The 22,674-nt window shown below is 44.2% G+C and carries 24 protein-coding genes; 10 read left to right on the plus strand and 14 right to left on the minus strand.

The annotated features are described in order from the left end of the window. The 3 genes from RJ60_RS10900 to RJ60_RS10910 form a co-directional block, all read right to left on the minus strand. The coding region (locus RJ60_RS10900) for an Ig-like domain-containing protein (RefSeq protein ID WP_374704113.1) at positions 1-1,153 on the minus strand (1,153 nt) is incomplete at its 3' end. A 91-nt stretch (positions 1,154-1,244) separates the two neighbouring features. Next, positions 1,245-1,886, minus strand: a complete 642-nt coding sequence (locus RJ60_RS10905; RefSeq protein WP_099829980.1) for a DUF4230 domain-containing protein — start codon at positions 1,884-1,886, stop codon at positions 1,245-1,247. 26 nt (positions 1,887-1,912) lie between these two features. Continuing rightward, positions 1,913-2,323 carry a DUF5362 family protein gene (locus RJ60_RS10910; RefSeq protein WP_099829981.1) on the minus strand — a complete coding sequence of 137 codons (411 nt, stop codon included), beginning with the start codon at positions 2,321-2,323 and terminating at the stop codon, positions 1,913-1,915. Between the two features lie 445 nt (positions 2,324-2,768). On the opposite strand from RJ60_RS10910, the gene RJ60_RS10915 reads away from it, so the two are divergent. Next, positions 2,769-3,725, plus strand: a complete 957-nt coding sequence (locus tag RJ60_RS10915) for an aldo/keto reductase (RefSeq protein ID WP_099829982.1) — start codon at positions 2,769-2,771, stop codon at positions 3,723-3,725. 316 nt (positions 3,726-4,041) lie between these two features. Continuing rightward, positions 4,042-4,203: a transposase gene (locus tag RJ60_RS15460; protein WP_108702527.1), complete on the plus strand. Its 162-nt coding sequence runs from the start codon at positions 4,042-4,044 to the stop codon at positions 4,201-4,203. A 417-nt stretch (positions 4,204-4,620) separates the two neighbouring features. Here RJ60_RS15460 and pruA read toward each other — a convergent pair whose 3' ends face one another. Genes pruA through RJ60_RS10935 form a run of 4 tightly spaced genes read right to left on the minus strand, consistent with a single transcriptional unit; the run spans position 4,621 to position 9,458 of the window. After that, positions 4,621-6,192: an L-glutamate gamma-semialdehyde dehydrogenase gene (gene pruA, locus RJ60_RS10920; RefSeq protein WP_099829983.1), complete on the minus strand. Its 1,572-nt coding sequence runs from the start codon at positions 6,190-6,192 to the stop codon at positions 4,621-4,623. Between the two features lie 12 nt (positions 6,193-6,204). Next, positions 6,205-7,353: an FAD-binding oxidoreductase gene (locus RJ60_RS10925; RefSeq protein WP_099829984.1), complete on the minus strand. Its 1,149-nt coding sequence runs from the start codon at positions 7,351-7,353 to the stop codon at positions 6,205-6,207. Continuing rightward, the gene (locus tag RJ60_RS10930; protein ID WP_099829985.1) at positions 7,337-9,154 is read right to left on the minus strand and encodes an FAD-dependent oxidoreductase; all 1,818 of its coding nucleotides are present in this window, start codon (positions 9,152-9,154) and stop codon (positions 7,337-7,339) included. The genes RJ60_RS10925 and RJ60_RS10930 overlap by 17 nt, the downstream gene beginning before the upstream one ends. Further along, positions 9,147-9,458 (minus strand): (2Fe-2S)-binding protein, encoded by a 312-nt coding sequence (locus tag RJ60_RS10935; protein ID WP_099829986.1) that lies wholly within the window; start codon positions 9,456-9,458, stop codon positions 9,147-9,149. The genes RJ60_RS10930 and RJ60_RS10935 overlap by 8 nt, the downstream gene beginning before the upstream one ends. A gap of 216 nt (positions 9,459-9,674) precedes the next feature. On the opposite strand from RJ60_RS10935, the gene RJ60_RS10940 reads away from it, so the two are divergent. Genes RJ60_RS10940 through RJ60_RS10950 form a run of 3 tightly spaced genes read left to right on the plus strand, consistent with a single transcriptional unit; the run spans position 9,675 to position 12,483 of the window. Further along, on the plus strand, positions 9,675-10,415 hold the full coding sequence (locus tag RJ60_RS10940) for a glycerophosphodiester phosphodiesterase family protein (protein WP_099829987.1): 741 nt from the start codon (positions 9,675-9,677) through the stop codon (positions 10,413-10,415). Continuing rightward, positions 10,412-11,179, plus strand: a complete 768-nt coding sequence (locus RJ60_RS10945) for a YdcF family protein (protein ID WP_099829988.1) — start codon at positions 10,412-10,414, stop codon at positions 11,177-11,179. The genes RJ60_RS10940 and RJ60_RS10945 overlap by 4 nt, the downstream gene beginning before the upstream one ends. 11 nt (positions 11,180-11,190) lie before the next feature. Beyond that, positions 11,191-12,483, plus strand: coding sequence for a carcinine hydrolase/isopenicillin-N N-acyltransferase family protein (locus RJ60_RS10950; protein ID WP_099829989.1), 1,293 nt, complete (start codon positions 11,191-11,193; stop codon positions 12,481-12,483). Here RJ60_RS10950 and RJ60_RS10955 read toward each other — a convergent pair. After that, positions 12,476-13,075: an MBL fold metallo-hydrolase gene (locus RJ60_RS10955; protein WP_258006284.1), complete on the minus strand. Its 600-nt coding sequence runs from the start codon at positions 13,073-13,075 to the stop codon at positions 12,476-12,478. The two genes, RJ60_RS10950 and RJ60_RS10955, sit on opposite strands and share 8 nt — an antisense overlap. Before the next feature lie 255 nt (positions 13,076-13,330). Here RJ60_RS10955 and RJ60_RS10960 point away from each other — a divergent pair, with 255 nt between their 5' ends. Further along, positions 13,331-15,004 carry an HD-GYP domain-containing protein gene (locus tag RJ60_RS10960; RefSeq protein WP_243392327.1) on the plus strand — a complete coding sequence of 558 codons (1,674 nt, stop codon included), beginning with the start codon at positions 13,331-13,333 and terminating at the stop codon, positions 15,002-15,004. A 27-nt stretch (positions 15,005-15,031) separates the two neighbouring features. Here the strand turns inward: RJ60_RS10960 and RJ60_RS15585 are convergent, their stop codons facing one another. From RJ60_RS15585 to RJ60_RS10970, 6 genes are all read right to left on the minus strand, one after another. Next, on the minus strand, positions 15,032-15,178 hold the full coding sequence (locus tag RJ60_RS15585) for a hypothetical protein (protein WP_165775390.1): 147 nt from the start codon (positions 15,176-15,178) through the stop codon (positions 15,032-15,034). A 178-nt stretch (positions 15,179-15,356) separates the two neighbouring features. Beyond that, positions 15,357-15,503, minus strand: a complete 147-nt coding sequence (locus RJ60_RS15590) for a hypothetical protein (RefSeq protein WP_180979936.1) — start codon at positions 15,501-15,503, stop codon at positions 15,357-15,359. 43 nt (positions 15,504-15,546) lie between these two features. Next, a complete protein-coding gene (locus tag RJ60_RS15595; RefSeq protein WP_180979936.1) occupies positions 15,547-15,693 on the minus strand; it encodes a hypothetical protein in 147 nt (48 codons plus the stop codon). A 43-nt stretch (positions 15,694-15,736) separates the two neighbouring features. Continuing rightward, complete coding sequence (locus tag RJ60_RS15600) at positions 15,737-15,883, minus strand: hypothetical protein (protein WP_180977902.1); 147 nt, start codon at positions 15,881-15,883, stop codon at positions 15,737-15,739. A 572-nt stretch (positions 15,884-16,455) separates the two neighbouring features. Next, positions 16,456-16,989 carry a chromate transporter gene (locus RJ60_RS10965; protein WP_099830371.1) on the minus strand — a complete coding sequence of 178 codons (534 nt, stop codon included), beginning with the start codon at positions 16,987-16,989 and terminating at the stop codon, positions 16,456-16,458. After that, positions 16,986-17,528 (minus strand): chromate transporter, encoded by a 543-nt coding sequence (locus tag RJ60_RS10970; protein ID WP_243392380.1) that lies wholly within the window; start codon positions 17,526-17,528, stop codon positions 16,986-16,988. Before RJ60_RS10970 ends, RJ60_RS10965 begins: the two co-directional genes overlap by 4 nt. Positions 17,529-17,745: 217 nt before the next feature. On the opposite strand from RJ60_RS10970, the gene RJ60_RS10975 reads away from it, so the two are divergent. From RJ60_RS10975 to RJ60_RS10990, 4 genes are read left to right on the plus strand one after another with little or no spacing between them, the layout of a single operon-like run. Next, complete coding sequence (locus tag RJ60_RS10975) at positions 17,746-18,366, plus strand: PRC-barrel domain-containing protein (RefSeq protein ID WP_099830372.1); 621 nt, start codon at positions 17,746-17,748, stop codon at positions 18,364-18,366. Then, positions 18,366-18,917, plus strand: coding sequence for a hypothetical protein (locus RJ60_RS10980; RefSeq protein WP_099830373.1), 552 nt, complete (start codon positions 18,366-18,368; stop codon positions 18,915-18,917). Before RJ60_RS10975 ends, RJ60_RS10980 begins: the two co-directional genes overlap by 1 nt. A gap of 34 nt (positions 18,918-18,951) precedes the next feature. Continuing rightward, the gene (locus RJ60_RS10985) at positions 18,952-19,659 is read left to right on the plus strand and encodes an ABC transporter ATP-binding protein (protein WP_099830374.1); all 708 of its coding nucleotides are present in this window, start codon (positions 18,952-18,954) and stop codon (positions 19,657-19,659) included. Further along, positions 19,653-22,664, plus strand: a complete 3,012-nt coding sequence (locus tag RJ60_RS10990) for an FtsX-like permease family protein (RefSeq protein ID WP_099830375.1) — start codon at positions 19,653-19,655, stop codon at positions 22,662-22,664. Before RJ60_RS10985 ends, RJ60_RS10990 begins: the two co-directional genes overlap by 7 nt. Positions 22,665-22,674: the final 10 nt, after the last annotated feature.

Below are 22,674 nucleotides of genomic sequence, written 5' to 3' on the forward strand. Positions count from 1 at the left end.
ATACTGTTGGCGGTCTGTTGACTTCGTTCACTCTTATTCTAAAAGCTGCAGTACTTGTTCCACCCTTCTCGTCTTCCAGGAATACTGTAACAGATTCCTCGCCAGCTTCGCCGAAACGAGGAGTGTACTTGTACTTGCCATCGACAATTTCTCCCGGTCCTTCGATAGCAAAGCTTACCTCGTCTCCATCGGGATCGATAACCCTTTCGACGAAGTCAATTTCCACTGTATCGCCCTCGTTCAAGACGATGTCACTTAAGAGAAGCTTTGGGGGACGGTTAAAGTCTTTGACTTCGACCTCGAAGCTTGAAAAGGCTTCGTTCCCGTAACTGTCTTCTACCCTGATAATCACGCTCTTCGTTCCAGCATCTGCAAAAGAAGGCTCATATACGAATAAACCATCTTCAAGTAGTCCAGGACCTTGTTCTATACTGAAGAAGATTTCATCTCCATCTACGTCGACGACAGCAGAGGCAATATCCACCGATATACGTTCTCCCTCGTTGACTACTTGATTCTTGATTTGCATTACTACTGGTGGAGCATTGACATCAATGATTTCGAGTGGAATGTCGCGAGCTGTCTCATTACCGTGAGTATCTCTGGCAATTACTCTCAAGACGCCATTACCGGCATCGTTGTAGCCTGGGGAATAGGTGTAGATACTTCCTTCCAGCTCGCCCGGCCCCTCAACCGAGAATTCCAGGTTGTCTCCATCTGGATCAACGGCAATTGAATTCAGGTCTATAGAAAGCGTCTCTCCTTCATTCACTACAACAGGAGATGTATCGATTTCGGGAGGTCGATTCACCCTTATCACATTAACAAGCATTTCATCTTCAGAGCTCTTTCCTTGTTCATCCGTTGCGCGAATCCTGACAGCGATCTCCCCAGCGTACGAAAACCCTGGTTCAAAAGTGTAAGAAAAGCCAGACAAAACACCGGGCCCATCTATCAGTTCAAGAGCAACCTCGTCAACTTTTTCATCACTGACAAATTGCTTCAGATTCACAGAGAGCTTTTCACCCTGGTTGACCACCTGCACAGGTAATTCTATCTGCGGCTCCTTGTTTAGGACTCCGGGAAGCGTAATAATAAGTATTATTGCAGCCACACCAGCAACAACTAGAACGTAGACCATCCATCTCTTCATAAACATCCCCCTTTCTATCTAATCGAAACCTGAGTTCGTTGTATTGATTGACCTAAATGTTTTCATTTCGTGGACGTCAGCTTCTGTAAGCTCAACCTTTTCTTTCACTTCTGATCGTTTCAGATGAAGGTTGTGCGTCAGGCACCTGATCTTGCTCAAAAAGAACAACTACCTCATCGAATCCCATTCCAAGAAAGAGCCCATGAAAGAAGTTTCTCGCGCTTTCTTTTGAAGTCTCTTCAACCCCCATCTCATATGCACTCTGAAGTGCCTGTTTCTCAATCTCCTTACTGTATGACTGAAATGTCTTAAGCATATCCCTGTTACCAAAGATTCTTACGAGTACTCCGCTTTGATTGATTACTTTGATGTCTGGAATCTTACTCTGAGGTATCGTCACTTCGAGTTTGGGAGCAGGAAGGGTGAGTTTTATTCTTCTTGCTTCACCTTCATGGACCTCTATGGAATCTTCCCTTAATCTCCTCAGATCGAGATAACCACGTACCTGGAATGGAACGATGAAGATGAATCGTTGGACCGTTCCTGGAACGAGACTTCCTCTCTCGGGTTCGAAAATCAGCAAGGTAGTCATCTTGGCAGTGCTCAACTCAGAGATTCTCTCTACCTTATGGATTATCGATTCCGATTTGAAACTCGTCTTCTTTCTCGACTGGAAGAAAAGGAGAACGAGTATAGCTATTATTGCGAAAAGTACTATATTCAGAACGAACAACTAGTCACCTCCAAAGTTTGGCTATTTCAGAAGCTATTCATGTAATTTGCCATTAGACTACCCATAGCAGCCATGGAAACTATTGTTATAACTATGAATACAAGGGCTAGGATTATTAGTATTCCCTGAATTCTGAAGTAATGTCTAAGGCTGTCAAGCGCAATTTCCAAGTTGATTGACGCCTTTGATTGGACAAACGAGTCTAATTCCTTCTTCGAACTCCTAAGTTTCAGCCCCATAATCAAAGCAACTACTGCGCTTATAGCACCGAAAATCGAGAAGGGGTTTGCCACCATACCTACGATAGACCCAATAATCCCAAGAACGGCACCTACTATAGTCCATATACCGACAAATCCAGCCCAATAGCTGAGACCGCTCAAAGTTTGATAAGTGATACCTTCTATGCCGGATACCCCATCCGTTCTCTCCAACATATGCAACACCTCCTCTTCTTATCTCACTCCAAGTTTATCAGAGAAGAAAGAAAATCCATTCAACAACTGAGTTGTGTGTAACGGGTTCACTCCAATACTCTTTCTGTCGATGATAAAAAGTCGCCAAACGTTGATCCTATTCATATGTAGAAATCGAAGTCCAGATACTGTTGATGAGATCAGGGATTTGCCGAGTGCATGAAAGAAGCGGTGGACGGGCAACCAGAGGCTTACCATACGCAGTTTGACTGGCCGTTCTGGCTGCAAAACAAACCTTGCTCCGGCCCTTATCGTCCTGCTTTTTGACATCAAACCACGCTCTCGTGTTCTCAAAAGCTTTTTGCTAACCGATTGTCGTTTCCCCCTTCACATGATCTGTTTCAAAGAATACAATGATATAATTAAAACAATCTATATCGGCATTGAGAAGGAGGTTCGACAAGTTATGGAATATCGCAAAGTTGGAAGAAGTGGTCTTCTTATTAGTGAGCTGAGTCTCGGATCATGGCTTACTTTTGGAGCGCAACTAGATATCGATAACGCAAGAGAAACCATGAGAGAGGCATATAAAGCGGGAATTAACTTCTTTGATACCGCTGAGGCATACGCCAGCGGTATGGCCGAATCAATGATGGGCGAGATCCTGAAGGAGTTCAAAAGAGAGGAAGTTGTCGTTTCCACGAAGATCTTCTGGGGAGGAAGCAAACCAAATCAGAAGGGACTCTCAAGAAAGCACCTTCTTGAGGGGACCTGGAATTCTCTCAAACGACTCCAGCTTAATTATGTTGATATACTATATGCTCACAGACCGGATCCCGAGACTCCGATGGAGGAAGTAGTCCTTGGAATGGATTACATTGTCAGAAACGGTCTTGCCTTCTACTGGGGGACATCTGAATGGAGTTCTAAAGAGCTGGAAGAAGCCCACAAAGCTGCCGAGAAGTTGAATGCCATTCCTCCTGTTGTTGAGCAGCCGCAGTACAACATGTTTGTGAGAGAAAGGGTTGAATCGGAGTATCAGTCTATCTACAAACAGTACGGTCTTGGTCTTACTGTTTGGAGCCCTCTTGCCAGTGGTCTTCTTACGGGGAAGTACAACAGTGGTATTCCGGAAAACAGTAGGTTAGCCAAGTTCCCCGGTTTGAAAAAGCACCTTGAAGAGAACAGAATATTCTCTGAAGAAAATCTAAGAAAGGTTGCCAAACTGGCAGATGTCGCAGAGAAGCTCGGGACGGGACTCGCTCAGCTGGCACTTGCCTGGATCCTCAAGAATGAAAACGTTAGTTCAATTATCCTTGGAGTTAGTAGGGTTGAACAGCTTAGAGAAAACCTCAAAGCCCTAGATTTGAAGGAAAGATTGACCGACGATGTTGTGAAAGAAGTAATGGCGATAATCGATTAAGATTCTAGTCTCAATAAATGGAAAATGAGAAGGGAGGCGTTATAAATACTGAAGAAAGCACTCTTGTTACTCTCTTGATCTTTCGTGATCATGTTCGCGAGTTCATGCTTGTACTTGTTTCCAGTATCTATTCCGATCGTTGAAGGGATAAAAGAAGCCATTGATTTTGAACTTCGCGGGAGTTCCGTTGCGTTTTCGAGCTTTGCCTTCGGAACCGAGACAGTTCCTTAGTTGGACGAGATCATTTGCGTATTCACCCCCCAGGGGAATTGGACAAGTAAGTTAGGAATAGTAGACTAAGAAGGGGTGAATATGGATGAAGCATCCGAGAGGCAAGAGTTATGATCCTGAGTTCAAACTTAGATTAGCTAAGGAGTTTGCAGAGACAGACAAGACACTTGAAGAGATTGCACAAGAGAATGGAATAAGCTCCAAGGGTTTGCGAGGCCAGAAAGCAGACGCAGTTGGATCTTCCTGACAATTTCGCAGTTGTTGGTCTTGAAGTCATGGCGCGAGTTGAATGGGCTCTCCAAAACCCTCACCCACAAGACTCAATAAACATCGACTTTTACGTGTTCAGAGAGCCAAGAAAACAAAGATCTGCCGAGGTTTTTAGACAACCCGTCTGTCATAGCAGATCACAGGCTATTTAATGTGATTAATCCGGGAGAAAACTATTTCGAAATTGAATCGAGAGATTCCAAGGCTCTGGAAATACTTCTCGAGATTATCACTGGTGGGATGGCATAAGATATCCATTGGGTGGCAATCTACAAATATGCCGCCACTTCAACTTCAACGGCAACCATCCATCTCAGCGGAACAGTTTGGGTCAAGAGAGTTGTGGAGCGAAATTGATAATGCAAGAAGGGCCCGCAAAGGGCCTTCTTGCATACTAGAGGATTTTTTCGCTAATCGATTTTCCCTGGAGGAAAAGCAGCAAATAATCTCTTCCACCTGCTTTGGAATCTGTACCAGACATATTGAATCCACCGAACGGTTGAACGCCTACAAGTGCTCCAGTACACTTCCTGTTAAAGTATAGATTTCCAACGTGAATCTCTGCCTTAGCTCTCTCGATTCTCTTCCTATCCTTGCTGTAAAGCGCCCCGGTTAGTCCGTACTCCGTACCGTTGGCAATCTCGATTGCGTGATCAAAATCGTGTGCTCTGATAATCGCTGTTACCGGTCCGAAGATCTCTTCTTGTGCAATCACTGCATCAGGCGACACGTCGGCAAACACTGTAGGCTCTATGAAATATCCTTCTCTTTGGAGAGAGTTACCTCCGGTTATCAATTTGCCTTCTCTCTTCCCAACATCAATGTAGCTCAGAATCTTGGCCACTGCGCCTTCGTTGATGACGGGGCCGATGTAGTTGCTAGGATCAGTTGTATCTCCGACGGTTAGAGCCTCGGTTTTCTCCTTCACTAATCGAACTATCTCGTCATAGACATCCTCGACCACGATAATCCTTGATCCGGCGGAACATTTCTGCCCTTGAAAGCCAAACGCACTAGCTACAGCTCCAGATGAAGCTGCACAAATATCGGCCGTTTCATCAATGACCACACAGTCTTTGCCTCCCATTTCCAGAACCACTCTCTTCACCCATATCTGCCCATTGTTATGCTTTGCCGCCAGTTCGTTAATTCTCAATCCAACTTCTTTCGAACCCGTGAACGAGATGAACCTTGTAAGCGGATGCTCTACCAGATAATCGCCGATTTCACTTCCCGAACCTGGCACAAAGTTGACTACCCCATCTGGAAGTCCCGCTTCCTTAAGTATTTCAACAAATTTAGCAGCTATCACCGGTGAGTCCGATGCGGGTTTCAGTAGTACACAGTTTCCCGAAACTGCGGCCGCTGTTGTCATACCAGCCATAATCGCCCCAGGGAAATTCCAGGGAGGAATGATTGCCCCAACTCCTAACGGGATATATATCAGTTCATTTAGTTCGCCTGGAATCTGAACAAGTGGCTGAGGACTCGCGTATCTGAGGGCTTCTCTAGAGTAGAATTCAAGAAAGTCTATCGCTTCTGCAAGATCGGCGTCTGCTTCTATCCAACTCTTACCAACTTCGAGAATCATAGTTGCATCAAGTTCGAACCGTCTTTCCCTCATAATGCGTGCAGCTCTTAGGAAAGGCTTGACCCTTTCTGAAGCCGGCAGCCTGCTCCATGTTTTGAATGCTTGATAAGCGGTTTCCATTGCCTTGTCCACAAAGTCCTTGTTGGCTTTTGAAACCCTCCCGACGACTTCATTTGGATTTGCTGGATTTGTTGAGATGATTTTCTTGTCGGTCGAATAGTATTTGCCTCCGATGAACAGATCATAATCCTTACCTTGAGATCGGATCTTCTCAAAAGCATGATTCATTAAGGATCTTACGTCGGGATCGTCGGGATTGATATAAGGCTCGTTTGCAAAAGGCGGGATTATCTGGAAATCTGTCGCTTCAAACATCTTCGTAACCTCCTATACTACGTTTTTTTCTATTGTAAAGCCTTCCTGGAATCTATTTAGGCTCAGGTTTGAAATGTCAACGCTTCTCGGTTCTCCATGTACTATCCATTCGGCGACAGCCTCTCCAACAGCCGGTGCTAACATGAATCCGTGACCGGAGAACCCAATTGCATAGTAGAAGTTATCAATATCGACGGCGCGATCGATGATGGGTTGAGCATCGGGAGACATGTTATAGAGACCTGCCCAGTGTCTCAATACTCTAACGTCGCGTAGGAATGGAAAGAATTTAGGCATCTTCTCGGTCATTTCTCTTAGGAACTTCCAAGTTGGGGTAACATTATGTCCAGGGAGTTCGTCCTTGTCACCCTGCCCCATGATGAAGTTTCCCGCCTTTGTCTGTCTTATGTAGAAGTTATTCTCGAAACTTATGACCAGCGGATCCATAATATGCTCTAGAGGCTCCGTTACGAAGATCTGGTGTCTATAGGACTCAGTAGGAAGCTCAACTCCAGCCATCGCCCCCACCTCATGGGAGTATCCGCCGGCAGCGTTAACGACAACTTCTGTTTCGATCTTACCTTTGCTTGTTTGCACAGCCACAATTCTTCCATCTTCGGTAATGATATTTTCTGCAGATGTATGAGTTAAGATCTCAACCCCCATTCTCTCAGCGGCCCTAGCATATGCAAACGTTGTCAGGTGAGGATTTGCGTGACCATCACTTGAACAGTAAGCGGCGGCTCTAACACCTGACATGTCGATAAACGAGAACTTCGAAGATGCTTCGTTTTTTGACAGGAGCTCAACATCAAGATTCTCTTCCTGTTGCATCTTGGTGTTTCTTTCGAAAAGCAAAACCTCTTCTTCTGTGTAGGCCAGAAGAAGATAACCTCCCTGAAAGTATTCGATATCGAACCCCACTTCGCTTTCGAATCTCTTAAAATGCTCAACACTCCGCATTGCCAGTCTCACATTCATTCTCTCAGACCATTGCTGTCTTATGCCTCCGCCACACCGACCAGTAGAACCTGAAGAAAGATAGTCTTTTTCAAGAACAACAACATCGCTCACACCATTTTTTGCAAGATAGAAGGCAACTGCAGTTCCGATTACACCTCCGCCGATAACAACAACTTTGTACCTACTCTTCACTATCATCAACCCCAGTTTCAGCTATTGCTTTGAAGCTTACAGGCATAGAAGGTGGTCTGAATATCCCTGGAGCAAGCTCTTCAACAGGCACTCCCGTCTCCCTTGACAGAATCATCAAAGTATTTAGTCTGCACGTCCTACCTCCGCAGGGTCCCATACTTATTCTCAAGTACCTGCGCAGTTCTTCGAAATCCTTATACCCATCTTTTATCGCTTTTCTTATCTGATCTACTGTGACTTCTTCACAACGGCATACAATGGTTTCTGCCTCTTGTGAAGGCACGAAAATGTTTCTAACTCCTTGTGCAACTTCCGAAGGAACAATGATGTAGACAAGATTTGTTTTGTTTGGAGACCTTGCTACTCTTTCCACCTCTGCCGTACATATCACTTCCCCATTCCTTCCCAATGCACTTACATACTGACCCTTTACGGGCAGGGGAAGAAACTCGTAGGGGATACCGATCGATGAGGTTCCGTCTTTGTTCTCTCTGAACATAAAAATCGCAAGACCTGGGCACTTAGTGGCGCAAATGCTACAACCAGTACACCTGGAATAGTCTATTGTGGGAATAGAGTTGATGTTCTCTCCAACTCTTATCGCTCCAACCGGACAACTCGTTTCGCAAGGATTACAGGGGATCGGCTCAAAGCACTCGATTATGGGTCGCAACTTTCCTTTGTAGCTATCGAAGTCACATTCAATTCTTTCACTGAAAGAAGCCTCCTCAACTTTCCCTCCGAGTTTTCTTATACCGGACCTCGTCTTTGATGAAGAAGGACCACTGCGGAACTTCCTTAATGTTTCCTTCAAGTAGTTCAGCCGTTCCTGATCACATCTGCCAGTTAAGTCTTCAACGATTGTAAGTCCAGCAATTCTTCCTTCTATCATTGCCGTTGTTGCCTCTTCTATTCCCGAAACATCACCAGCCACGAACAGGTCGGGTATTGAGGTTCTCATGTCATCATTTCTCAGAGGGACATAACCTCCTAACTCCTGTATGTATTCAATCACGCAACCAGCTTGGGCAGCTAGTTCTATCGATGGGGATAATCCCACTGCGATGCATATGGTATCGACCACGAACTCTCTTTCTGTTCCCGGAATCGGTCTCCATCTCTCGTCAAGCTCAGAAACCACAGCTCCTTTGACTGAATCCTTTCCGATGGCTCTTGAGATTGTGTGCCTTAGATTTACTGGGATACCCAGTCGTTTCACTTTGTCGGCATGCACCTGATAGCCCCCGATTTTGTCAGAAGCCTCGATTATTGCTTTTACCTCTGCACCGGCCTGCATAAGCTGGTAAGAGACAATAAGGCCGATATTTCCCGACCCGATCATCAGAACATTCGTGCCGGGAAGAATACCGAACTGGTTCATGAGAGTCTGGACGGCACCGGCTCCGTATACACCTGGTAGATCATTGTTCTCGAACTGCAGGAATTTCTCTGATGCGCCCGATGCTAGAAGTATCTTCTTAGGCATTAACACTTCAGTCGTGTCCCTTTTCATATCTACTACTGGGACACCGTCGGGATAGATTGCGATGACAGAGTGCTCCGTCAGTATTCTGGCATTCTCGAATGAGTTCAGCTCTTCGTTCAATCTATCGGCTATCTCATATCCCCTAACTGACGCAAAGAAACCCTCATTGCCAAAGAACTTGTGTGTCTGCTTGATGAGCTGTCCTCCAGTGGAAACCGCTTCATCTACCAGCAGTACCGACAGACCGCTTCTCGCTGCTTCTAATGCGCCAGACAATCCGGCCGGTCCACCGCCTACAACAAGAAGATCGAGATTATTCAATGATCTCACCCTTGCCTGACTGCCTTCTAACTTTCATTCCGGGTCTCACCGGAGTTATGCAAGTGCGAACATTTGGTTTTCCATCTACTTCCATTAAGCAGGAAGAACACTTTCCTATTGCGCAGAAAAGCCCTTGAGGGCGGTTTTTCTTGGGGCTGTATCGCAGATTTCTTATACCATTTGCATGTAGAGCAGCCGCAATGGACTCACCCAAATACGCCAAAAGCTCTCTCCCTTCGAAAAAGAAAGTGATCTTCTCGCTGCGCTCAAACGAAAGCAATGGATGCTCAGTAATTCTCTCCAAGGTATCGCCTCCATATAATGTCTATTACAAGTATAATTCCTTTTCTTCTCCTGAAGAAAATCAGCATATTCACGTATACTCATGAACAGGCAAAGTATGCTGCTATAATTGTGAATATGTGCAGTTGCCGGAATTGAGGAGCGAGAAACGGGGTTTCAGATGTAAGTCAAGTTGATTTGCATTGATGAAAGTCATTTGCAGGAAACGGAGGTTCTTATGGATTCCAGACCTATAATTCTAGGACACAGGGGCATGGGTATAGGGGATGGGGAAAATTCCCTCCTTTCTTTAATCAAGGCAGTTGAGATTGGAGCAGATGGTGTAGAACTTGATGTTCAAATTACCAGCGATGGGGTGCTTGTAGTGAATCACGATCCCGATCTGAAGAGAACATTCGGGGCAGACGTTGTAGTCGGAGAGACGACTTTCAAGAACTTGAAGAAGATGAATCTCGTCAATCCAGAAGGCCTTACCACGCTCGAAGAAGTTTATCTTGAGCTTCCCGAAACGGCCTATATAAATGTTGAGATCAAGGATCCCCGGGCCGCTGATGTAGTTGTTCCGTTGGTGAAAAGCTTCAATGCGATGGAAAGAACTCTCTTCTCTTCCTTCCATCACGATTGTATGCGAAGAGTTAAGGAATGTGATATTCAGGCGAATATTGGGCTTCTTATCGGTGAAGAAGCAAGGGGAAAGAATCCTGCCAAGTATTTTGAAGAACTCATGGAGTACAAACCATTTTCATTTAATCTTCCGGTTCAGCTGTTTGATGAGATTGGTTTTGAGCTGGGAGTGAGTCTCATCGACTTTGTCAGAAGCAGAGGAATAAAAGTTGCGCTTTGGACTCTAAACGATCCTGGACTACTTTTGAAGATCAAGGGTGAAGCCGACATAATAATAACTGACAATCTTCAAGGTATAATGGCTGCACTTGGAGGAAAGAGCGAAAGAAGGTGACGGCATTGCTGTATCTTGAAAAATTCGCTTCGGCAATATTGACACCGCCAGGACTTTTCATACTCATCTTTCTAATAATTGCAGTTATCTTGATCAGAAAGGGCGAAGAAAGACGGACAAAGGTAATAGGAATTGTTGTTATTGTTCTGTGTTCCTTTGCGTATCTACTTTCAACTGGTCTTGGTACTTACCTTTATCTTCAGCCTTTAGAGAGGGCATACACTGCTCCTCGTGCCGTGAACGGTCAGGCAATAGTGGTACTAAGCAGTGGGATAGTCATTTCTCCTGAAGGTCAGGTGCTCGACAATCACACCGTAGCGCGGTTATCGAAGGCATATACTCTACATCTTCAGACAAAGTTGCCGATAATTGTGACAGGATCATTCATGCCCGGTCGATCAACGTCTACTGTTGCCGAGCTAATGAGGGATTGGCTTCTTGATCGAGGTGTCGCATCTGCCAGGGTGATTGTCGAGCCTAGAGCTCAGACAACCTGGGAAAATGCGAATTATACGGCAGATATCTGCAGTCAGTTCAACTGGAGCAGTGTAATTCTCGTGACTTCTGCCGTTCATATGAAAAGGGCGGTAAGTTCGTTTGAGAAGTTCTCTCTACGTGTTACGCCTTTTCCAACGGATTACATGTATGACCACACAAAACTCAGCTACGTAGATTTTCTTCCTAACCAGCGGGCGCTCGATGCAAATCTTTCTGCTCTTCATGAGTATTTTGGGCAGTTGAGATATCTTCTGAAGAGTCCATAAGAAGTGAGATCATGTGTGATTCCTTTGTAGTTCTTGGTAGTTCTACAGCAGATGGCAGAACGATTTTCGGAAAGAACAGCGACCGTGAGCCAAATGAACCGCAATCGATCCATTTCTTTCCTCGTTTATCAGGTAATGGAACGGATTTGTTCACAACAACGCAGAGAGTCAGCCAGGTTAGCGAGACTAACGCGATCCTCATTTCGAAGCCATCGTGGATGTGGGGTGGCGAAATGGGAGTCAATGACAAGGGAGTTGTTATAGGAAATGAAGCGGTTTTCACGAAGGAGACGGTCCGGAGAGACGGTCTCCTGGGTATGGACATATTGAGGATTGCGTTGGAGAGATCGGAAAGTGCCGAACATGCTGTCAAAACGATTGTTGAGTTGATTGAAGATTACGGTCAGGGAGCTAACGGAGGTTTCACCAAATATCTATATTATCACAACTCTTTTCTGATAGCAGATAGAGAAAATGCGTGGGTTCTGGAAACCTCCGATAGCTATTGGGTTTCGAAGAAGGTGAAAGGATCTGCCGCGATATCAAACTGTCTGACTCTTGGAGACGACTTTGATGATGGTCATCCTCAGGTCATTCGAAACGCAGAAAATCACGGATGGCATAAGCCCGGGAAAGCGTTTAGCTTTGCTGAATCATACGAAAAGAAACTAATTAGGAAATTCTCGGGCGCAGGAACAAGACTTAGAAGAATGCAAGAGCTTCTGGAAGAGGGAGAAGTAAGTATCGAAAGAAGCTTTGAGATTCTTAGAGATCACGAAAATAGCAAACACCTCGGTTCAATGCGAAATATTTGTATGCACGCCGGTGCCTCATTAGTCAGCAGTCAGACTACTTCTTCGATGGTAGTTGTTCTGGGAGAGAAGCCAGAAATATGGATAACTAATAGTAGTGTCCCCTGTCTATCTGTGTTCAAGCCAGTATGGTTTGATAGCTACGAATCAAGCCTTCCATTTGACGAACCGGAAGACGGGATCAACTACTGGGGGAGCTGGGAGAAATTCATCCGGCTAGCCATTCTACGAGACTCAAAGGCAAAAGAGTTGTGGAGAGAGTACTGCCTTCAGTTTGAACAGGATCTGTTGTTGACTGCCGGGAAAATGAAAGCAGATGATCTCTCGGAGCAGGCATTCGATAAGAGCAGGAATATTGCGAGAAAAATGACCTCGCTTCTAGAGGAAGAAGAGGTAGAAGCAGGCTTCTTCAATAGAAAGTACTGGAACAGACAGAACAAGAAGCTTCAGGAGCTGAAATCAAGGAACTTCAAGAAGGAGATTCCTACGTGAAAAAGGGGTTCTCCCTAAGAATACTTTGAGCCGTCGTTTCCGGTCCGTGGCCTGGAAGCACTATCAAATTAGGTCTTTCAATGAAGAACTGCTTGAGCTTTCTAAGACTCCTCTCCATCTCTATTCCATCGCCGTCTGGTAAATCAGTTCTTCCAACCGAATTCGAGAAGACTGTATCGCCAGAAAAAAGGTATCTCTCTCCGTACATGAAGCAGCAGGAACCCTTTGTATGTCCGGGAGTGTGAAGACACTTCCAGGGTCTGTGAAGAATCTCGGGAGTTACAATCATGCCTTCTTCTATAAGAAGACGGGTTTTTCCGAAAAAGGTGAGAAGGCTTTTATTTGGATCTAGTAGTAATGGTCTGTCCAATTCATGTATAATAATCGCGCTTGCGGCAATCTGATCGGCATCGTGTGTGTGATCGGCATGACCGTGAGTTAGAAGAATGCGTACTTGCTTGTCGCTCACAAGTTTGGTAAACTCTTCTGAGAGACCATAACCGGGGTCTACAATTGTTAGCACTTCCTCTTCTTCTATCACATAACAGTTCTCATCCAGAGCTTTGGCCAGGAGTTTCTTGACTTCTACCATAAACAGCCCTCCCGTCGAAATCGTTCCAGACACCTGCAAAGTCATCAGATATTGAGCAATTCCTATTGTCAGCACTTTAAACAGCGCTAACACTCATGGCAGGCAGCAATAATTGATGCTGAATGTCACTGAATAGCATGGACAGTGACATTAGTTCGCTTTTCTGATCGTAATGCATCATAATTAAATTTACTCAAGAGATTTTACCAGAAAGGCGGTCGCATGATAAAATATCGAGGGGAAGAGGAGTTGGATTTGAAGAATTCTAGAGTTTGCGGTCTGGCCTTAAGATTCAATTATGATGATCCCGAGAGTTTTAGGTCTGAGCTGAGGGCTATTCTTGATGAAGAGGATCTCTCGAGAGAAGATCTCGGAATATTGGTAGCTCTTGATTTTGCATACTCTCAAACATTCGACGAGACGGGTGTATTTGACTTCTCCGATGTGGAAAGTGAGCTTCTGGCAGAAGGAATATACTTTCTAGCGTATTTTTTAGCCAGGAATTCAGAGGACAAGATTGCTTACCTTGTTTCTAAGCTTGCAGTGGATCTAATTGCAAAGGAATGTGGAAAGGAACAGGAAATCAACCTCAAAATGCTCCATATGATGACTTCATTTGAAATGGGCTTTGGAGACGAAACACTCTCGCTTTTCGCCGAACTCGTGAAACTGGAGGAGTATGTACCGACCCAGAAGCGCTTTGAATACTACAATGATCTTGGCCTGGTCTCGACTCAGCTCCAGACCGGTGACAATCCATGGAAATTCTATGAGAGAGCAAAAGAAGTGGCCGAATCACCGGCAAGAATGCAAATGGTTCAGCTGAACATGATCGACTATCTCTACTCGAAGAACAGATTTGCTGAGGCAATAGAGCTTCTTGACCTGGTCCAAGGATGCGATGTGGTTTCAATAAAAGGATACAAACTAATGATTAACTTGAAGATTCTTCTTCAAATGAATGACCTCAGCAGAGCGGCAGTTATTGCCGAACAACTTGAATCGCTCATAAATTCTCATATCGAATGGACAGACATTGCAGTATCATATATTTTTCTTGGACACTTCTACGTGAAGAGCGGTAACGTTTCCAGAGCGGAGAATTATCTCAATCAACTCAAGTCTCTTCCGGATGAGTCTTTGACCAGTTACATCAAGGGAGAAACGCTGATTCTTGAAGCGTCAATAATGCAGGTTAAAGGAGAGCACTTTAGGGCTCTTGAAAACTCTGTTGGCGCATTCGAGTCTCTTACTCTCTACAGTACAACATCGCCTCATCTGAAGGACTTTGTGAACAATCTTTTCGAGAGCATCTCCTCAGTTTTCGGTCAGCTTATCAGAGAGTTAAGGCTTAAGGACGACTATACTGCTCTCCATACGCTTCGAGTCCTAAAAATTTGCTATGAGTTCGGAAAGGAACTTGACCTAGAGAAGATAGATCTTTTCAATCTTTCAATTGGCGCGATGTTGCACGATTATGGAAAGGTGGACATTCCTTTCGATACGCTGAATAAGCCGTCGTCTTTAACCGAAGAAGAGTTTACGGAAATAAAAAGACACCCGGTATATGGCGAACGTTACTTGAGAGACCTGAATTTTCCGAAGGCAGTAAGAGACATTGTTAGGCACCATCACGAGAGAATAGATGGAAACGGTTATCCCGACGGCCTGAAGGGAAACGAAATCCACATGCTTGTTCAAATAGTTGCGGTGGCCGATGTCTTCGACGCGCTGACAACCGACAGGCCGTACAGAAAGGCCATAACGAAAGCAAGAGCGCTGAAGTACCTAGAAGAAAAAGGCGACCAATTGATCTCAAAAGGTCTCCTCACAAGATTCATAGAATTTTCTCAGCGCAAAGAAATAAGTGTTAAAGAAGAAGAAATAACTGCATTGTGGCGTTCAATAATCTCCGAGCTTTTCAAATGAATCGGAATAATGTCAACTCTAATAAGATCAATGACCTTCAGGAATCTTCCAGAGTCCAGGTCCGCCGTCAACGGTTATCTCGTCCTCGGGGATCTTCCAGAGTCCAGGTCCTGCAAAAGCCATACTTCCAAAAGCAACTAAACCCAACAGAATGATCGCAACAATCTTCTTCATTAAAACAACCTCCCTTAATCCCAACAGGCTAAGTGTAGATAAATCAATGACCTTCAGGAATCTTCCACAGACCCGGTCCACCATCAACGGTTATCTCGTCCTCGGGGACAGAATGATCGCAACAATCTTTTTCATTAAAACAACCTCCCTTAATCCCAACAGGCTAAGTGTAGATAAATCAATGACCTTCAGGAATCTTCCACAGACCCGGTCCGCCATCAACGGTTATCTCGTCCTCGGGGATCTTCCAGAGTCCAGGTCCTGCAAAGGCAACACTACCAAAAGCAACAAGTCCTATAAGCAAAACTGCAAAAATCTTCTTCATTAAAACTACCTCCCTTAATCCCAACAGGCTAAGTGTAGATAAATCAATGACCTTCAGGAATCTTCCACAGACCCGGTCCACCATCAACGGTTATCTCGTCCTCGGGGATCTTCCAGAGTCCAGGTCCTGCAAAGGCAACACTACCAAAAGCAACAAGTCCTATAAGCAAAACTGCAAAAATCTTCTTCATTAAAACTACCTCCCTTAATCCAAACAGGCTAAGTGTAGATAAATCAATGACCTTCAGGAATCTTCCACAGACCCGGTCCGCCGTCAACGGTTATCTCGTCCTCGGGGATCTTCCAGAGTCCAGGTCCTGCAAAAGCCATACTTCCAAAAGCAACTAAACCCAATAGAATGATCGCAATAATCTTCTTCATCCAGTACACCTCCAAATCAGTCAACTTCCTTTTTACCTTCTCGATTCACCGTTGCTAATGCTCGTCTTCTTCAGGTATCTTCCACATACAATGCACCCCCTCGGTCAAGTGTTTGAGCAATAATGCGTACATTAACTGCTTTAATTCTCAGATACTTAGTTCTCACATCGTCAAGAATCAGTTGAAAAGAATAAGTCACTCGATGATCCATGGATCTAGAAACTTTCCATCAACTTAAGATTACAAGTCTATTGTAGATCACGTTCAGCTGATTTCTAAAACTTATCAAGAGAAAGCATAGAGATGATAATCGATATTGACGGTCTGTAAATGGTTATAATTGCAGATTCTCAAGATCTAATCGTGTAATCATACGCCTGAAGTATTATATAGTTTTAATCAATATATTCATTTTAATCTTCTTAATTATTCAAGTGGAGTCGTCGCTAGATCAGGAAGAAATTGATCAAATTACTCATGCGAATGAAAAATTCGATGTTTGCAATCAAAAGAATGAAGTTTTTCTTGACTCTATTGCACATGTGTGGCTCAGAAGCCAAATAATATAAGGTTTATAGGGGAAGGAACAAGCTCATGATTACTCCCATCAAACCCGTTCCGAGAACAATCCAGATAACTGAAGGTTTAAACTTATAGAGGATGTAAAAAGCAGCAATGCCAAGAATGAGTGCAAAAATACTATTGATAGATTCAATCCCAATTCTGAAAGTCGCCGAAAGAATCAGCGCGATTATGCCCAAACGTAGTGCATTGAATACTTCGACTGTATCGATCCACTTAGACACAAATTTCAGGATTTTCAATATCAAGAAGATCCAGAACACACTTGGAAGAACTACTCCAACTGTAGAGAATATCGATCCTGGTATTCCGGCAATTTGATATCCAATGAAGGTAGCAGAATTGATTGCTATCGGCCCCGGGGTCATCTGAGAGATAGAAATAAGAGTGAGAAATTCATCAAGTTCAATCCATTTGTTTATGTTAACTATTTGATCCTGAATGAGGCTGAGAGCACCGTAACCACCCCCGAAGGCAAGAAGACCGATTTTGAAGAAGGCCCAGAACAGGTTTATTAGGATCATTGCGTCCTCCGCTTGTCTATGAAGTAGATCAGCATAGAGCAGACTAGCAGGACCCAGATCGAAGATAAATTGAGAAGGACAATTGCAATTGTCCCCGCGGTAATAACCGCCAGTATCATATATCTCTTGAGACTTCTCCTCAGCAACTGGAAAGAAAGATTGGCCAATATGACGGTAACTCCGACCCTTGCTCCTGCAAAGAAGCCCTTGAAAACAGGTAGATCAACGAAATCAGTGAAGAAGCTTGCGATAACCAGTATTATTATGAATGGAGTTAACGAAGCTCCAAGAACCGCGAAAAATGCACCCCAGAATCCGGACAGTCTGCTCCCCAGTATCATCGCGGTGTTGATTGCAATTACACCGGGTACTGTCTGGGCAGTAACAATAACATCAAGAAATTCATCGTTTTGCATAATCTTGTACTTATCAACAATGAATTCTTTGATGACGGGGATCATCGCGTATCCACCACCTATGGTGAACGTGCTAACTTTGACGAATATCCAGAAAAGCCTAAGTGGGCTCATATAGCGCATTGTCCATCATATCCAAATCGGAGAGACGAACTTCCTCCTCTCGGTTTTGATTATTCCTTCAGCGAAGTGCTTTGACCAGTATCAGTATTTCTCTCTATCCTTGACCATTCAGCTCCTATATTTTACAACTCGTTCCAGTTTTCTGCAGTCATATAACCAATTGTCTTTGTGGTAGAGCATACCCTACGTGATAAACTTGTTTTAAGGGGGTGAACCTATGGAAAACAGAATTAGATGGGGTGCAAAAGCCATTTCTTCCGATGGAAAAGATCTCGGAAAAGTCATCCGGGTTGTTATTCATCCCAAGAACAATGAAGTCACTCATGTCGTAATAGAGAAAGGTATCTTCAACAGAGTGGCAAAGCTCGTGCCGATAACGACTGTCTTTTTTGCGGCTCCCGATGAGGTTAGGTTGAAAATTGAATCGAAGGATGTTGAAACTCTGCAGGATTACGAGGAGACATTCTTTGTGACCGGAGAGGAGATTGATAACTTGGAAAGCGGGGTTACTCCGGTATACTGGCTCAGACCGGTAGGTGATTATGCAGAGCTTTATCCTCTTCCGCCTCTCAATACTTCGATAAACGTTCCCAAAGATACTAAGTCACTCGAACCAGGTTGTGATATAGTTAGTGCTGAGGAAAAGATGATTGGAAGGTTAAGAAGCTTCGTTCTGAATGACGAAGGGAAGATAACTCATTTAGTTTGCGAATATGGTAGTTTTGGCTCCAAGTCGAAAAAGCTCATACCGATAGACTGGGTTGAGGAGATTGACGAATGTAAAGTAAGGGTCTCCGCGTCCTCAGTGATGGTGGAGAAACTGCCGGAAATGGATTGATGAAAAAGTTGACGGTTTACTATTTGGTAGCTACTGCAATTCTTTTTATACTCAATTTCGCCGAGGGCACTTATACGCAGCCCATTTTTTTCTTTCTTCCGCTAGTAATCGTTTTCGACTACTTGATTATAATGGGAGTACCGGGGGGTGGTCGCTCCAAGAAGATCTCTGCCTTTCTAGAAGATGTTCACAGTGTACTAACTCTTACCGATACCTTTAACGAAAGTACGAAAGGCAAGATAATCGATTCCGAGAATCTGAAGAAGCTTAAAGAAGTTGTGCTTTCTCTCGAAGAGAAGCTAAGAAAACCATCAGAGCTACAGAGAAAGCTGTACATATTCTCTGCCTATGCCGCACCGCTTTTTCCTCTTGCAGTAATGCTTTCATCGGTACTGGTTCAGAGGAGGACAGAAGTTGCGGCCGGTATATTCTCCTACTGTGCTTCAGGGATAATTGTTGCTTTATCTAGAAAGGCCTTTTCAAGTCTTGAGAAGACAATACAGAAGCTCAATAATGAGATAAGGAAAGCTGTGGACGATATTACTTTGTAGAAACTATCTTTCGCTTACTGAAAGGAGGTTCGAAATGGCGTTTGTTGAAGTTAGAAACGTTAGTAAAACTTATAGGTCAGGTGAGATTTCGGTTGAGGCTTTGAAGGGTGTATCCTTCGATATCTACGAGGGGGAGATACTGTCGATTCTCGGACCATCTGGTTGTGGAAAGAGTACGCTTCTGAACTGCCTTTCAGGAATTGATACCCCGACTGAAGGGAAAGTCATGATTAGAGGTGTGGATCTTCATTCTTTGAAGGACGACGAAAAGACTCGATTCAGGGCAATGAATATGGGATTTGTTTTTCAGTTCTACAATCTTATACCAGTACTGAATGCGGTCGAGAACGTTGAGCTTGCCATGCTTACAATGGGAAGCAACCAAAAAAAGGCTCGAGAAGCCGCTATGGAGATTCTCGCAAAAGTGAATCTCAAGGAGCGAGAGTATTATCTGCCTTCTCGACTAAGCGGTGGTGAGCGACAGAGAGTTTCCATTGCAAGAGCACTTGTTCATAAACCTGCAATCGTGTGGGCCGACGAACCCACCGGAGCCCTCGACACGAAAACCAGCGGCGACCTTATGAATCTTATAACTGAGCTGAACCAAACTCTTAATCAGACTTTCGTTATTGTAACCCACGATGAAAGAGTCTCCGATTATTCCAACAGGATTCTCCATATGGACAGCGGTCACATTCTGAAGATTGAAGAGAATAGAGAATTGAAGGTGGAAGAGTGCTAATACAGATAGTGAGTCTTTTTACGGGGATTGCTGTAATTGCAACCATTGTCTCCATGATAATGAATCCAATAATCTTCAAAATAGGTTACAGGAACGTCTACAGAAGAAAGTCCGATACTTTCCTCGTAATAATGGGATCATTGATAGGAACGGCACTGATAATGGGCTCCATGGCCATGAACGATTCCTTTCAGAAGTTTTTGTTTAGTCAGATTGAGAGAACTCATGGTGAGATAGATGAATTGGTCTACATTCCTTCAGATAATCAGAACGTCGCAAAAGAGTTCATCCCAAACTTCAAGATAGAAGCTCTTGTCGATTCACTGTCCAGAAATGAACAGGTTGACGGTGTTCTTCCCATTCTCAGCAGGACTGTTTCAGTGGGTCTCCCGGGTAACGCAAGAAGTCAAACCGGTCAGAGTATGCAGGTCACCATCATAGGAGTCTTGTTCGATCATTTGTCAAAGTGGCCCGACGCTTCCGGTATCGATCTAGCCATTCCTCCCCCAACGGATGGTGTACCCGGCGTCATAATAAACCGAGAGCTCGCTGATTCATTAAGCGTGTCGGTTGGAGACGAGATCGAAATCCTTGCGGATCCTGGACAGAGGTTGCTCTTCTGGATTCCTCTTCCACAAGTGAAAATTATTGACATTGTTGAAGGTAACGGTGTTTTTAATTATCAGATAGAGAATCAACGGCCAAACGCATTCACTATGCTTATGGATGTTGAAGTTGCGAGAGAGGTTTTGAAAATCGGTGTGGATGATTATTTCAACGCTTTGCTTGTATCCAATCGCGGTGATTTCTTAAAGGGGGAGAGGCTTACTGATGATGTTTTGGTAGCGATAAGAGAGGTGGCCGGCGAAGAGTTTGCTGTTAGAGAGGTAAAGAGGGATTCTATCAGGATGGTTGATCAAGGCAATATCGGTCTTCTATTCCTTATGTTAAGCGTTTTCGCAATATTCGCAGGAGCGCTTCTTCTGACAAATATATATTTGATGCTAGCACAAGAGAGAAGAACCGAGCTTGGAACTCTCAGAGCGATAGGCTATTCGAGAAAAAGGGTCTCAAGAACCATTTTCTATGAAGGATTCTTCTACTCGATAATATCTTCAGCAATTGGTGTGCTCGCTGGTTTGGCTATCGCAAGGTTGACTCTGGGAAGTTTTGTGAGTCTTTCCGAAGATATCGTAACGCTTATTCCCATTGAAGGAGCGAACATCGCATTTGATTCCATGCAGAGCTCGTTTGCCTTTTTTGTGCGTACCGATTCGATTGCTTATGGGTTTCTCCTTGGATTGATCATTCCATTGGTAATAATTCTATATACGGGAAGGAAAATTTCACGAACAAATATAGTTACCGCCGTAAGGAATATTCCCGAAGAACTGGACGAGCGCAAAAGACTCTTATTGAATATCATAGCTTCAGTTGGAGTTCTCTTGTCAATAGTAGTTGCATATAGCGCCTACTCTATAGGTAATGCAAACGGCTTTTTTACGGGTGTCGTATTGACAGGTCTGCTAATACCGATTGCTATTCCAGCGAGAAACAAGAGGTTAATCGAGTCGCTCTTCTCCATTGCGGTCATAGCGTTTACAATGGTCAGTAACTCTTTTTCATTAATAGCTTCCAGCGGTTCTTCCATCTATCTAACGGTTGCAAAAGGGGCTGCGATTCTTTTCGCCGGTCTTTTCCTGATTGTCTATAATCTAAAGACTTTCGAGTTTCTCCTTAATAAGTTGTTCCAAAAGGCGAGAGCTGCCGCACCAGTATTCAAGATTTCGATAGCCTTTTCTTCCAGGAATCGCATGAGGACAGGTCTTACCATTGCCATGTTTGCGGTTGTGATTTTCGTGATTACGCTTATCTCTGTAATACCTTACTCGATGGAGCAAATGCTTATAAGAAGCAGGGACGCGGTTTTCACTGGTTTTGATGCTGGCGCCTTCTCGCTTACAGGAGAGAGAACCATCTCCTTCACTGAACTTCAGTCACAGCCTGAAGTGAGAGAGATCTCGACCGTAGCGAGTTTGAACGTAGCTGTGAGAGAAGAGGATAGCTTTGGACTTGAACAGATATATCTAGTTGACGACCTTTTCATAGACAATAGCAGATTGACCGATATTCTTTATGATGAGCACCTAGACATATCAAGCGGTGAAGAGCTTTGGGATTACTTGCGTAGTAATCCCGGTACTGTAATAGTGTCTAATAGCGTTTTGCCGGATGTTGCTCCTGGAGATACTCTGGAACTCAGAGGGATAGTCGATCAGGGAGATTCCGGTCAAGGTATTGGCGGGTTGTTGAGAAGAGGGGTTTCGTCAGAGTCGATTGACACCAGTCCTGTTTATTTGGAAGTAATCGCTACAATTCCGGAAAATACTATCTCCTTCCTCAATGGACTCCTAATCTATGCAGGAAATGTTCCTAGCGAGTTAGCAGGAAGTGCTGCAGAGAGATACTTACTTTTCAACCTTGCAGGCACTTCTCCGGATCAGAAGAAAGAGAACTTTGACATCCTGCAGAGTAAGATCGAATCTAGGAGCCTCTTCCTCCTTTATGTTGACGACATAATCAATTTAACATCCTCTATGCTGCAAGGAACAGTCAACATTCTCAGATCTTTCCTTTACTTCGGGATGCTAGTCGGGATCGTAGGAATCGCGATCATTATGTTCAAGGCTCTTCACGAAAGAAAGCGAATAATCGGAATGCTTAAGGCAATTGGATTTACGAAGAAGATGGTGTTCTCCTCCTTTCTCTTGGAAAGTTCATTTATCGCGATTGTTGGTATTGTTCTCGGAATTGTAACCGGCACTCTTACAAGTATAGAGATCTACGCTTCTCCATTGATGGAAGGCATGAAACTGTATATTCCGTGGGATCAGCTTGCTGCCATGACCCTGATATTCTATTTTGCTTCACTTGTGTCTACGATTATTCCCAGTTATTCGGCCTCAAGAATAGAACCTGCTGAAGCTCTGCGGTATTTTGAATAGGAGTGGTGAG

It is taken from the genome of Mesotoga sp. B105.6.4, from assembly GCF_002896535.1.
Lineage (GTDB): Bacteria > Thermotogota > Thermotogae > Petrotogales > Kosmotogaceae > Mesotoga.